Origin of the sequence: Pseudomonas sp. LB-090624 (genome assembly GCF_003205205.1) — a bacterium.
Taxonomy (GTDB): Bacteria; Pseudomonadota; Gammaproteobacteria; order Pseudomonadales; family Pseudomonadaceae; genus Aquipseudomonas.
The window spans coordinates 210,684-223,261 of the sequence record NZ_QJRL01000006.1; the positions used below are offsets into that span (position 1 = coordinate 210,684).

The following is a 12,578-nucleotide window of genomic DNA, read 5'->3' on the forward strand; positions in this document are numbered from 1 at the left end:
ACCACAACAAATAGAACATCATGCAGTGGCCACTCAGCGTCCAGCTCGGGCCAAATTTCTGGAGATTTTATGAACACTCGCGTCTTCACCACTACCCTCGCTATGTCGTTCACACTCCTGTCCCAAGGCGGGATGGCGACAGAACTCACAGGCACCCTCAAGAAAATTCAGGAAAGCGAAACCATTACCTTAGCGTTCCGCGATGCGGCAATCCCTTTCTCCTACCTCGCCGACGCGTCAGGCGTCCCTGTCGGCTATTCACAAGATATCCAGCTTAAAATCGTAGACGCGCTCAAGCATCAACTCGACTTGCCGAACCTTCACATCAAATACAACCTGGTTACCTCGCAGACACGCATTCCGTTAATTCAGAATGGCACGGTGGATCTTGAGTGCGGATCCACGACTAACAACTTGGAGCGCCAGCAACAAGTCAGCTTCTCGGTCGGCATTTTTGAAATAGGCACTCGCCTGCTCACCCTCCGTGACTCACCCTATAAGGAATTATCTGACCTGCAGGGCCGTAATGTCGTTACCACCGCCGGTACCACCGCGGAGCGGTTGCTGCGGTCTACCAATGCTGACCAGCAGCTCGGGATGAACATCATTTCAGCGAAAGATCATGGCGAGTCATTCCAGATTCTGGAAACCGGCCGCGCTGTTGCCTGGCTTCAGGATGATGCTTTGCTCGCAGGTGAACGGGCAAAATCACGCACACCGGAAAAATGGGTAATCGCAGGCAAAGCCCAGTCGCATGAAATATACGGCTGCATGTTGCGCAAGCATGATGCCCCCTTCAAGCAAGCGGTGGACAACGCCGTGAAAGCGCTCTATGCATCTGGCGAAATTGAAACGATCTATCATAAATGGTTTCAACAACCCATACCGCCCAAAGGTCTGAGCCTCGACTACCCGCTGCCCGAAGAAGTCAAAGCGCTTTATACCAACCCCACTGACCAGCCGGCGCCACTGTAAGGCAAGCTTCCCGTATACCGGGCCCTGTTACCCATTACGAATTGTGCAGCACGCCTTCAGCAACTCCGGAGCGGTTAATCGAATGAACTACAATTGGGATTGGGCTATTTTTTTCAAGCCCACGGGTATTGGTACGCAAATCTACCTGGACTGGTATATATCCGGGCTGGCATGGACGCTCGCCATTGCGATACTTGCCTGGATGATCGCGCTCGTGCTTGGTTCGCTCCTTGGTATTATGCGATCGCTGCCAGGGCGATGGCTGTCGGGTATAGCAACCTGCTACGTTGAGGTGTTTCGCAATGTCCCATTACTTGTGCAGCTGTTCATTTGGTATTTCTTGATACCTGACCTTTTACCTCCTTCGTGGCAGGTCGGGTTCAAGCAGGACCTGGATCCAACAACATCGTCGCTCATCAGTGTAGTCATGTGCCTGGGCTTGTTCACCGCTGCGCGGGTCTGCGAGCAGGTACGTACCGGTATCGAAGCGCTTCCGGCAGGTCAGGCCGCAGCCGGCAAGGCCATGGGTTTCAGCGTAGGGTGCGTGTACCGTTATGTGCTACTGCCGCAAGCTTACCGGATCATCATTCCGCCGCTGACCACTGAATTTCTCGCTGTATTCAAAAACTCTGCAGTCGCCTCGCTGATTGGGTTGCTCGAGCTTCTCGCGCAGACCAAACAGACGGCTGAGTTTTCCGCCCATCTCTTTGAAGCCTTCAGCTTGGCAACCCTGATCTACTTCACCTTGAACATGGGGCTCATGGGCATCATGAAACGCATCGAGCGCAAGTCCCGCGTGCCGGGCCTTATTACAATGAGCGCAAAATAATGGACTTCACCGAAGTTATCCCCGCTCTTCCAGCCCTCGCGAGCGGCATGTGGCTGACGCTTAAGTTGTTAGCGATCGGTGTTCTCGGCGGCACCGTTCTAGGTACATTGTTGGCATTGATGCGCCTTTCGACCAACCGTTGGATGTCCAGCGCCGCCGGCCTGTATGTCAATTACGTTCGGTCGGTGCCGCTGCTGCTGGTCATTACCTGGTTCTACCTCGCAGTGCCCTTCATGCTTCAATGGCTCGTGGGGCGCCCCATGCCGGTGGGCGCGTTTGCCTCATGCGTCGTCGCCTTCATATTGTTTGAGGCCGCTTATTTCTGCGAGATCGTACGGGCAGGCGTGCAAGCGGTAGCGAAGGGGCAAATGGCGGCTTCCTTGGCACTTGGCATGAGCAGCGCCCAGGCCATGCGCATGATCATATTGCCCCAGGCGTTCAGAAAGATGACGCCGCTGTTGCTTCAGCAAAGCATCATTTTCTTTCAAGACACCTCACTGGTATACACCGTTGGGCTCGTGGATTTCCTGAATGCTGCCCGCGGCAATGGCGATATTATCGGCCGTGTCAACGAGTTCCTCATCGTCGCCGGCCTCACTTACTTCATCATCAGCTTCGGCGCTTCGAGACTGGTAAAACGCTTGGCACAACGGTGGGCAGTATGATTGAGATCAAAAACGTCAATAAGTGGTATGGCAACTTCCAAGTGCTCACAGACTGCACCACCCAGGTGAAGCAAGGTGAAGTGGTCGTGGTGTGCGGGCCTTCGGGATCCGGCAAGTCCACGCTGATCAAATGCGTCAACGCACTGGAACCCTTCCAGAAGGGCGACATCCAGGTCCAGGGCACCCCCGTCGGAAGTGCAAAGACTGACCTGCCAAAATTGCGCTCCCGCGTCGGCATGGTGTTTCAACACTTTGAACTGTTTCCCCACCTGTCAATCATCGAAAACCTGACCCTTGCCCAAATCAAAGTCCTTGGCCGCCACAAAGAGGCCGCTGTCGAAAAGGCCAAGGTCTTGCTCAATCGTGTCGGCTTGTTGGCGCATGCACACAAACACCCGGGCCAACTTTCCGGCGGGCAACAGCAACGCGTTGCCATCGCTCGTGCTTTGGCAATGGACCCTGTCGTGATGCTATTTGACGAGCCCACGTCTGCCTTAGACCCCGAAATGGTCAATGAGGTACTGGACGTCATGGTCGAGCTCGCGCAGGAAGGCATGACCATGATGTGCGTCACCCACGAGATGGGATTTGCGCGAAAAGTTGCCGACCGGGTTATCTTCATGGACAAAGGTTGCATCATCGAGGACTGCAAGAAGGATGAGTTCTTCGGCTATCCCGAGCAACGATCTGAGCGCGCCCGTCAATTTCTTTCGAAGATCCTTCAGCACTGATCAGCGCATTCCCCTGAGATTGTATGCTGTATCATCGATGCGGCGCAGTGGGGCCAGTAAGCGCAGGCCTGTCGGTTTTGACGGTGGTTGATGGCTGCGATTCAGTCGTCAATCATGGTTGATACCTTGACCCTGGGAGGGAAATTTTTGAGCGCGGTGCCTGAAGTCGAGCGACTGGGACTCTTGAAAATTGGTCTGCTAGGTATCTTGCAGATCCTCTCCTGGGGCGGATCGTTTTACCTGCTTGGCGTGTTGGCCGATCCTATTTCCAAAGATACCGGTTGGTCGCACCAGTGGGTAATCTCCGGGGCATCCGTTGGCCTCCTGACTGCAAGCCTGCTGACGCCCTTTTGCGCCAGGATGATCAATGCATACGGAGGTCGTCGCGTGCTGGCCGTCCACAGCGTGCTATTGGCTGTCGGGCTGCTAGCCCTGGCGACCTCGGTAAATATCTACCTGTATTTGGGGGCGTGGGTCATTCTCGGCGCCGCAATGGCAGCCGGCCTTTATGGTGCGTTGTTCACATCGCTGGGCGCCATCTACGGCATGAACGCAAAGCCTGTCATTGTCGGGATCACCCTCATATCAGGATTCTGCACCACAGTGATTTGGCCGCTTCTCGCCTTCCTCGACCATCTCATCGGCTGGCGCCTCACGTGTGGCATTTTTTCTTTGTTCGCGGTGGCCGCACTGCTGCCCCTGTACCGCTACGCGTTGCCCACTTGCAGGGTGAAAGGCGCAACAGCAACCAACACTGATTATGCTGCAGCCAACCTCGACCCAATCACGTTCTGGATCATGACGAGCGTTTTCGCGATCGCCGCAGCTCTGATGACTTGTATATCCATCGTGCTGATCACCGTGCTGCAGGCTCGAGGCTTCAGCCTGGCATCGTCAATTGCACTGGCGGCCTTGATAGGCCCTGCTCAAGTATTGTGCCGCGTAGCGGATTTGTTATGGAAGCGACAAGCCCCCGTGATGACCGCTCTGCTGGCCAGTGGAATGACTGCGGTGGGGTTGTTCATGGTTGATTTCGCACCGAGCCTGGTGGCACTGGGGCTTGCGTGCTACGGCGCGGGTAATGGAATGCGGGCGATTGTCAAAACGACGCTGCCGATGGTGGTCGTGCGGCCAGAGCATTACGTCACCGTCTCAGGGCGTCTAAACAGGCCCGCGCTATTAGCCCAGGCGCTTGCCCCGATTGCTTGCGGCTATGTGATATCCAATCTTGGTAGCGACGCCATGATTCATCTTCTCAGTGCCTTGGCGCTGTTGGCATTTGGCTTGACTGTCGCGCTTTCGCATCGGATCGAACAAACGACGAGGTAGAGCAGACGACTCGCATGAGCTACAAGCTGGCTTGATACGCTAGGATGGTGCCTAACAAGCACACTAACCTGATGGGCCGACATGTTTGACTGGGATAGCCTTCGATATTTCAACGCGTTCGTTCGCGAGGGGTCACTCGCCGCAGCGGCTCGGTCGCTAGGCGTCGAGCACGCCACTATTGCACGCAGAATCTCTGCACTTGAAGCCGCATTGAACCTGAAGCTGGTTGATCGCAGAGGCCGCCTTTACGAACTCACCCAAGATGGCTTGCGGGTCGGCGAGTACGCGGCGCTCATGGAGTCGGCGTCGTTTGCCTTGGAGCGCTTCGTCGAGGGTGAGGAAAGCCGCGTCGAGGGTGAACTCACGCTTTCTGCTCCTCCGGCGTATCTAGGCACTCTGGTCGCGCGCAGGCTCGGGGCGCTACGCGCACGCCACCCCCTTCTGCAACTCAGGTTAGTAGGCGCGAAATCCACAGCCTCGCTGGCTCGAAAGGAAACCGATATCGCGATCACCTTCACCCGCCCACAAGAGCAAAGCGTGATCGCCAAGAAATTAGGCACGCTGCGCTTTTTCCCCTACGCCACCGAGGACTATCTGGCGAAGAATGTTACGGCTGATCATGAATTCATCGGCTATGACCGCAGCATGGGTCAATCTATCCAGCAGCGCTGGTTGCTGGATCACCTCAAAGGCAGGCGCGTCTCGGTGACCAGCAATGATCTTCGAATCCAGGCACTCGCTGCAGCAGGGGGAGCCGGCGTGGTTTACTTGCCAGACTTCCTTGCGGCTGAGCATGCACTGGTTAACGCGGATACTGAATGTCCCCCTCTGGAGCTGCCGATCTGGCTCGCTTTCCATGAGGACCTGCGCAGCTCCATCAAAATTCGGGTGGTTGTCGAATTCCTCATGCAGGGATTGGAAACCACTCAGATCATGTGAATTTTTTCACATACCACTTGCATCCTCTGGGAGTGGGCTCACAGGTAACCTCTGATTAAGCTGGCAAAACCACTTGTCAGAGAGAACCCATCATGAGCAATACTTCACCCATTCAGGGGGCGCTCGCGGTGTATCGAACAGCCTGGATTGTCACCGCAATCTTCATTCTGTCCAATGCCGCTACGCCCCTCTACAGCCTTTGGCAACGAAGCCTGGGATTCAATTCAGGCACGCTGACGGTAATTTTTGCGTGTTACATCGCAGGCTTGCTGCTCACGTTGACGCTAGCCGGCCAACTGTCTGACCATTTTGGGCGCAAAGCGCTGTTGCTCCCGTGCATCGGTCTGGCAATCATCGCAGCCTTCCTGTTCGACCAAGCGGCAAGCATTGGGACGCTGATGCTCGCGCGTTTCTTGACCGGGATATCAGTCGGACTGGTGGTATCAGGGGGTATGGCCAACGTCATCGAACACGCCGAGCCGCACCAGAAGCATTTCGCTTCGCTGATGGCTTCGATAGCCATGGTGTTTGGCGCCGGTACCGGGCCGCTGCTGGCGGGCGTTGTGGCGCAATACCTCACAATGCCCATTCACATCGTATTTCGGTTCGAGATAGCGCTGCTCTGCCTGGCCTTGCTCGCACTGATGCTGCAGAAGAACCGTAAACTGGGCACGGGTTCGTTCAAGCCGCGCCTGCCTAGAGTACCGAAAGAAAGCGTCGGTATCGTCCTGTTAGGTATCGCGTTCTTCGGCCCTGGTATCACATCAACATCGTTCATCCTGGCGCTTGGCCCCAAGTTGATCGCCACGTTCCTGGGCGTGAACAGCCCGCTGATAACCGGCTGCATGGCCTTCTCGATGTTCGTTGTAGCCGTAGGTGTGCAATTGGCCGCGAAGCGACTTGGCCACCGCACAGTCTTCTCGCTTAGCGGGGTTGCCACGATGGCTTCGATGGTCAGCGTATGGATTGCGCTGCAAGCGGGGTCGGTGATCTGCTTGATCATCTCGGCACTGCTGGCCGGTGCAGGCCAGGGCCTGGGACAACTGGGAGGTTTGACGCTGATCGCTGACAACGTTCAGAGTGAACGCAGGGCTGAGGCAAACGCAGTGTTCAATATGGGCGGCTATCTACCGGCCGGCGCTATACCCGTTCTGATCGGCTACCTGATTGACTACTGCGGGCTGAACATGGGCGTCACCTCCTTGGCCGCGATCATCGGTTGCCTGGGATTCATCGCCTTAACCCAGCTAAGCGCTGCGCCTGCCGGGCCAGTTCGCACGGGTCTATGACCCGGCGCAGTTGTCATGCCGCGGCAGGTTTTGGCGAGCCTCGCCGAGGGCGCTACCCTGCTGCTGGGCTGCACACACCATCGCATGGGCAAATTCCACGGAGCATCCTACAAGACACGCCTACATTCTTTAGAGCGAGTGTTCTAGAATGGACACACCCCTCCTGTTACCCCATAGGATCGGATACCGACGTTTTCTCGACTGGAAACCCTATGCTCACGCCTATTGCTGCAAACGCTCCACAGCAAGATCGAAGTCGCGCCTCTCTTGAGCGCCTGATGCTCGCCACCCGGGAGATACTCAGTGAGGGAACATTCGAGCAGCTTACCATCGCGGGTATCAGCAAACGCTCCAAGGTTTCCGTGGGCTCTATCTACGCGCGTTTCAAAGGCAAGGACGAACTCTTCCTGGCAGTCATGATCGATGTGATGACTGAAATGGAGGGAGAGTGGGCACAGGAGATAGAAGCCCTCAAGACCCGAAAGTTATCTTTGAGCGAACTCGTACCGGCCCTCATCGACCGCTTGGCCGAGCATCTGCACAGACATGCCAGCATCCTGAAGCCATTCATGACGAAGGCGAGCGATCCGCGGGTAGCGGCCTGCGGAAAGGCTGCGCATTTGAAGACCGAGCAAACATTCCAAGATTTGCTCCTTGAGCAGCGCGACTCTATCAGTCATCCCGAGCCAGAACGCGCCGTGCTGAATAGTTTTGTGATCGCCTACTCTGCACTTGCTCGATTCTTGGGGCTAGGCTCGGCACCTGATGCTGCCGGTGAAGGCAGCTGGGACCACCTGAAAAATGACCTCGGGCAAATGTGCCTTGGTTTTCTCAAGCAATCCCACGCCTAATTCCATCCATCGGTTTGCTAGGCTGGTAGCAGCGCCACGGCACGCACGAAACCGGCCGATGCAGCCCGTATCTTGTAAGGGAAGCAACTCACCCAAAAACCCGATGTGGGCAGTACATGCAAGTTGGACAACTTTTCCATTTGGCCGTAGCCGATATCGCGTCCCGCCTTGTGTCCTTCCCAGATGATCGAGGCATCTCCGGTCTGCGCGAAGCGGGCTCGGGTGTGACTGAACGGTGCATCCCAGCTCCAGGCATCAGTGCCCACGACCCGAACGCCCTGGGCGAGCAACCACAGCGTGGCATCGCGGCCAATGCCAACGCCTGCATCCAGGTAACCGGGCTCTCCGAACAGCTCACCCGCGCGGGTGTTGATCAGAACGATGTCCAGCGGCGCTAGCGTGTAGCCTATTTGACTGAATTCTGCGGCAAGCTCTTGGGCAGTCACAACATGACCGTCCGGCAAATGCCTCAGGTCGAGCTTCACACCAGGGCGAAGGCACCACTCCAAGGGGAGCTCGTCTATGCCAAAGGCAGGCTTTCCAGCAGGGTCCAAGGCATGGTCAGTCGTCGACGCATAGTGCCAGGGAGCATCCATATGCGTGCCGCTGTGCGTTGTGATATGCAACCGCTCGGCGGCCCAAGACTCGTTACCCGGGAGGTCATCCTTATCCAAACCTGGAAACAGCGCGGCCATTTCTGGCCAGCCTTGTTGATGGTCCATGTAGTCGATCCGGGGCAGCAATGGGGGCGGATCGGTATATGGGTTATTGTCTAACGTGACAGAAATGTCCACGAGACGACACTGACTGAAATCCATAGATTCAAACTCCAATGAGATAACCAGGAGCCCTCGCGCCTGGAGATCGGGATGAGTGACTCAGCGAGCAGGACGCACGACCCGCTGTTCGATAACCCCAAAAGGCGCTGCGCCCCGCTCGTCCGTCGCCTGCATACGGACCACATCTCCCCATTGCATGAAGTCTGTGAGAGCCCGCCCTTCGAGGCGTTCGATAGCGCGACGCTCCGAAATGCACGTACACCCCCTTTCCCCACCGGCATTCGAAACTGTTCCAGAGCCGATCAATGTCCCAGCGCTTAATCTGCGGGTCATCGCAGCGTGAGCGATCAACTGCGCGAAATCGAAATGCATGTGGCTCGACGAGGGATTACCGAACCACTCGCCATTCCAGTCCACCTCAAGGTTCAGGTGGATACGCCACTCATGCCAGCAAGCCCCCAGCTCATCAGGGGTGATGGCCACCGGAGCGAAACTGCTTGAAGGCTTGGCCTGAACAAACCCGAACCCCGTCTTCATTTCACGAGGCGCCAAGGTGCGCAAGCTGACATCGTTCAATTGCAGCAACAACTTGATGTGCCGACCTGCGTCGCTGGCAGGACATCCCATCGGCACGCTGTCGAGCAACACTGCAAACTCGCCCTCGAAATCCACACCGTGCGCAACGTCAGCGGCCTGAATATCATCATGCGGCCCGAGGAAATCATCCGACCCACCTTGGTACATCAATGGAATTCGGTCCACATCTTCAATGGGCGGCAGGCCGAATGCTTGTTGCATCAGGTGTCCGTGGTTGAGAAATGCAGAACCATCGAGCCATTGGTAGGCGCGCGGGAGCGGTGCCATCGCGTTTCTGGCATCGAAACAGAATGAGGACTCAGCGTTTTCTTCATTGAGCGCCTGATAAAGTGCGTTCAACCTGGGCTCTACCGTTTCCCATTGCTCGATGGCTTGCTGGAGCGTCTGGGCGATGGGCGATGCATAGCACGCGCGACTTAAGTCACGCGCCACCACCACCAGAACGCCATCACGCGTCCCGTCCTTGAGGGTTGCAAGCTTCATTCAAGCGGACCCGATGATTGATTTGGCTTGCCAGCGCCTGGTGGCGGCCCGCCCGGTGCCCACTTTTCCTGCCGGGAAAACAGGAAAATTTGGGAACCGTCCGCACCTGCGGGGGTTTCGCGTGCCAACCAGTGGTCGTCATGCAGGTCCATATCAGCGTCGTATTCCACATGGCAGCCCAGAGGACTGTTGAAATACCAGAACCAGTTGGAGCCCATTTTGTGCCGTCCAGGCCCCCAGAAAGAGCTGTAGCCTTTTTCGACGAAACGAGTACCGGCCACCATCACGTCAGTAGGCCCGCCCATGTGGAACGTGAAATGCTCGATGCCCTTGAGGAAAGGCGGAGTCTGGATCAGGAACAAGGTGTGGTGATCCTGCGTACCCGCTGGGCGCAGGAACGGTCCGACATCGGTAAAACGATCAGTGCATACGAAACCCAGGCGTTCGTAGAACGCTTCAGCCCGCGCAGCGTCCGGTACAAAGTAGACAACATGCGACAGGCTGCGCGGCAATGCGGGCATATCGGCGGTCACTGCTAACACATTCACCGCTCGGTGAACTTGGTCGCCCGGGGCATTGACCGCTTCAGCAGGCAACGAGATGGCCCGTCGGCATGTGATCTGGAAACCCAACGCAAAGCCCATATCGTCCACACAGCGCAACACACCATCATCGCCCCAGACGACGTGTCGGTCTTTCTCAAGCTCGGCAGCGATCGCCTGGAGGTCAGACTCTCCCATCACCCCATAGACGGTTTCGCGCAGTTGGGTTGCAGTCTCCAGCGGCGCTGGAAGGCGCTGATCGGAATGACGCCGCAGCACAATGCCTGTGCCGTCGAGTGCTTCCAAAAGCCCACCGTTTTCGTCCAAATCGACCGGTTTGAGTCCGTAATCGATGAGGTATTGAATGCACGCGTCCAGGTCGTTCACACCAAATACAAGGTAATCAGGTCCGATGATATTCATGGCAATTGTCTCTATTTTTGTATGGTTCAGGCCGTATGCCCGCCAAGAGTTTCAGCCACCCAATCAGCGATGAATTGGCCAGCGTTGATCGAATTGTCGAAGCTTGAATGCTGCACCCCACCTTCGCGCTCCGTGAAAATCTTCAGTTCACGTCGGGGGCTGTTGATCAGTTGTTCGTAAGTGCGGTGGGCCCACTTGACTGGGATCTGGGAGTCTTTTTCCCCATGAGTCACGAGGAAGGGCACCTGGATACGGTCGAGAATGCCTTCCAGGTGAACCTGTTCGGCAATGGCCATGAAGCTCTCGATGTCGTCACCGCCCCACACCCAGCGAACGTGGTCCCAGTAATGCGGCACCGGGAAATCACCTTCACGCTCGAGGCGCTTACGTTGCACATCACGCCAGTCGTGGTTCGCGCCCCAGACAACTCCACAGGCGAAACGTGGTTCGAAAGCCACCGCACGCGGGCAGTAGTAGCCCCCCAGGGAAACGCCCTCCATGCCAATGCGCTTGGGATCGACATCGTCACGGGTTTGCAGGTAGTCAACTATCACGCTGGCCCAGTGTTCGCTGTCATGGCGCGCCTTCAGGCCGTGCAAGCGAATCGCCTCGCCGGTGCCTGGCTGATCGACGATCAGCGAGGACACCCCGCGACGCGCTAGCCAGGCCGGCAAGCCGACCCGGTATTTGAGTTCCTTGCTGGAGTCCAGACCGTTGACCTGAACCAGCACCGGCAGCCGACTGTTGTTACCCGGGGCCTTTACGTACAGGGCGGACAACACCGTGCCCTCATAAGGGATCTCGATGCGTTCGCATGGCTCACCTGACAAAGCGATACCCTTTGCAAACACCTCCAGAAAGCGTTTGTACAACTGAAGCCGCCCGGGTGTGCCATGGCCCTGCAGTCGCTCGCAGGTCATGTAGTAAATGGCCGCGCGGTTGTACTTCTCGCCCGCAGAGAGCAAGCGCCCGCAGGCTTCGTCCTCCTGGGCCAACGCACACAACTTATCGGCCATGTCCGCCCAGCTTTGCCGAAATGCCTGACTGCCCGCAGCGTCCGGTTTCTCCGAAGCCTCCAGCAAGGGCGCGCACATTTGCTGTATTTCGCCAATACGCGCCCCCATTTCGATAGCGAGGTCTACGGCAAGATTCCAGGGATAATTGTTTGGAAAAAAGCGAAACATCGTCAGGGTCCTGTGTAATTGATATGGCGTGACCTGATGCACGAATGAGCGCCGACAATAATAGAACTATAATTCTAGTTCAGCAATAACTGAATGCTTTCCCAACTTCGATTTCTGCACGGCGTATAGCCAGGCTGTGCAGCCGGCACTGAGCATCCCGCCCACGAGCACCGTCAGGGCCAGATTCAACCCACTGCTGGCGAGCACTGGCGCCAGCCAGGCCGTCACAGCCGCGAACACCAAGGTTTGCTCGAATGAAAACAGTGAGTGGGCAAGCCCCCGATTGGCTGCGTGTCGCTCTGTTGCCATCAGCATCAAGCAAGGGTTGATCAGCGCCAGTCCGAATGTGGTCAAGCCAAGTGGTAAAACCGACCATGGCAGGACGGGTGATGCGCAAGCCCAGTAACCCACATTGCAAACGCCCGCGCCTAAAAGCAGTGCATAACCGATGATCAATTGACGTATTCGGGGCACCCTGCCGGCCAGCCGTCCCGCCACAGCGGAGCCCACCACCATGCCTGCCACTAGCGGAATGAAGAGCCAGCCAAAGGCGGTCACCGGCAAGGCGAGTACTTCAGTCACAAAAGTTGCGGCAGCCCCGATGTAGACAGAAAACACCAAAAAGGCCAGGCTGCTAGCGATCACCGCCAGCTGAAAGGCGAGATCACTGGCAGTGGTTTTGTAGGCACTGCTCACGGTCCGAAGCAGCAGGTCATTACGCCTTCGGATTGGTAAGCTTTCCGGCAGACCGACCAAACTCCAAACCCACATCAACGCTGCAAAAGCAGCCTGCAAGAAGAAGATCGAACGCCAGCCATAGCCTTGAAGTACCCAACCGCCAACCATTGGTGCAACGGCCGGGGCCAGGCGCAAAAGGCTTTCTGGGCGCGCGCTGGGGCGATCTACAACACCAGTCCCTATTCGGACTATCGCAACGGTGGCAACACGGACAACAACTACGG

At 56.8% G+C, this 12,578-nt stretch carries 13 protein-coding genes; 8 read left to right on the forward strand and 5 right to left on the reverse strand.

The window, feature by feature from the left end; genetic code table 11:
- Positions 1–102: 102 nt before the first annotated feature.
- The 8 genes from DMX11_RS09320 (at position 103) to DMX11_RS09355 (ending at position 7,608) form a co-directional block, all read left to right on the forward strand.
- Entirely contained in the window at positions 103–975 is an 873-nt protein-coding gene (locus DMX11_RS09320) for a transporter substrate-binding domain-containing protein (RefSeq protein WP_371921786.1), read from the forward strand.
- Between the two features lie 82 nt (positions 976–1,057).
- Positions 1,058–1,804: an amino acid ABC transporter permease gene (locus DMX11_RS09325; protein ID WP_110744258.1), complete on the forward strand. Its 747-nt coding sequence runs from the start codon at positions 1,058–1,060 to the stop codon at positions 1,802–1,804.
- A complete protein-coding gene (locus tag DMX11_RS09330) occupies positions 1,804–2,469 on the forward strand; it encodes an amino acid ABC transporter permease (RefSeq protein ID WP_110744259.1) in 666 nt (221 codons plus the stop codon). The genes DMX11_RS09325 and DMX11_RS09330 overlap by 1 nt, the downstream gene beginning before the upstream one ends.
- Positions 2,466–3,200, forward strand: coding sequence for an amino acid ABC transporter ATP-binding protein (locus DMX11_RS09335; protein ID WP_110744260.1), 735 nt, complete (start codon positions 2,466–2,468; stop codon positions 3,198–3,200). The genes DMX11_RS09330 and DMX11_RS09335 overlap by 4 nt, the downstream gene beginning before the upstream one ends.
- 90 nt (positions 3,201–3,290) lie before the next feature.
- On the forward strand, positions 3,291–4,529 hold the full coding sequence (locus tag DMX11_RS09340; RefSeq protein WP_110744261.1) for an MFS transporter: 1,239 nt from the start codon (positions 3,291–3,293) through the stop codon (positions 4,527–4,529).
- Positions 4,530–4,610: 81 nt separating this feature from the next.
- On the forward strand, positions 4,611–5,468 hold the full coding sequence (locus DMX11_RS09345) for a LysR family transcriptional regulator (RefSeq protein ID WP_110744262.1): 858 nt from the start codon (positions 4,611–4,613) through the stop codon (positions 5,466–5,468).
- A gap of 92 nt (positions 5,469–5,560) precedes the next feature.
- On the forward strand, positions 5,561–6,757 hold the full coding sequence (locus tag DMX11_RS09350; RefSeq protein ID WP_110744263.1) for an MFS transporter: 1,197 nt from the start codon (positions 5,561–5,563) through the stop codon (positions 6,755–6,757).
- 212 nt (positions 6,758–6,969) lie between these two features.
- Entirely contained in the window at positions 6,970–7,608 is a 639-nt protein-coding gene (locus tag DMX11_RS09355) for a TetR/AcrR family transcriptional regulator (protein WP_110744264.1), read from the forward strand.
- Between the two features lie 17 nt (positions 7,609–7,625).
- Here DMX11_RS09355 and DMX11_RS09360 read toward each other — a convergent pair whose 3' ends face one another.
- From DMX11_RS09360 to DMX11_RS09380, 5 genes are all read right to left on the reverse strand, one after another.
- Positions 7,626–8,426 carry a cyclase family protein gene (locus DMX11_RS09360; RefSeq protein WP_110744265.1) on the reverse strand — a complete coding sequence of 267 codons (801 nt, stop codon included), beginning with the start codon at positions 8,424–8,426 and terminating at the stop codon, positions 7,626–7,628.
- 60 nt (positions 8,427–8,486) lie between these two features.
- Complete coding sequence (locus DMX11_RS09365; protein ID WP_110744266.1) at positions 8,487–9,467, reverse strand: fumarylacetoacetate hydrolase family protein; 981 nt, start codon at positions 9,465–9,467, stop codon at positions 8,487–8,489.
- A complete protein-coding gene (locus DMX11_RS09370; RefSeq protein ID WP_110744267.1) occupies positions 9,464–10,432 on the reverse strand; it encodes a VOC family protein in 969 nt (322 codons plus the stop codon). Before DMX11_RS09370 ends, DMX11_RS09365 begins: the two co-directional genes overlap by 4 nt.
- Positions 10,433–10,458: 26 nt before the next feature.
- On the reverse strand, positions 10,459–11,616 hold the full coding sequence (locus tag DMX11_RS09375) for a S9 family peptidase (RefSeq protein WP_110744268.1): 1,158 nt from the start codon (positions 11,614–11,616) through the stop codon (positions 10,459–10,461).
- Positions 11,617–11,682: 66 nt separating this feature from the next.
- Positions 11,683–12,578: MFS transporter (locus DMX11_RS09380; RefSeq protein WP_146230347.1), on the reverse strand; the 896-nt coding region annotated here is incomplete at its 5' end.